This is a genomic window from Tamlana crocina (assembly GCF_012037625.1).
Genome location: NZ_JAAVJS010000265.1, coordinates 1 through 437 on the forward strand (window position 1 = coordinate 1; position 437 = coordinate 437).

Consider the following 437-nt stretch of genomic DNA (forward strand, 5'->3'; position numbering starts at 1 on the left):
ATACTGCCACAGTAGACAGTTTGGGAGGTCAGAGTCTTCAGTACGATAAATCTACAGGAAGAACTACTTTGATAGACGATAATGTAAGGGTTTATAAAGGAGGTTCCTGGAGAGACAGAGCTTATTGGCTGGATCCTGCACAAAGGAGATTTTTCCCGCAGGATATGGCAACAGACTATATTGGATTTAGAAATGCAATGTCGAGAGTAGGTTCAAAATCTCTCAAGAAAAACAAGACAGCAAAAAATTAATTTTCCACAATATTAAGTGAAAGCCCTAATTTGATTAGGGCTTTTTTTATAGCTTTATTTTATGAAAATAGAAAAGCTTCACCAACTATTCCTGGAAAGTTCCGGAGTAGGTACAGATACCAGGAAGATAAGTAACAACAGTATTTTCTTTGCCTTAAAGGGTGAAAATTTCAATGCTAATGATTT

Annotated in this window: 1 pseudogene; it reads left to right on the forward strand. The window is 36.2% G+C overall.

Going from position 1 to position 437, the window contains the following annotated elements:
- Positions 1-251, forward strand: a pseudogene (locus HC176_RS16645) (gliding motility lipoprotein GldJ); the annotation flags it as partial.
- Positions 252-437 lie beyond the last annotated feature (186 nt).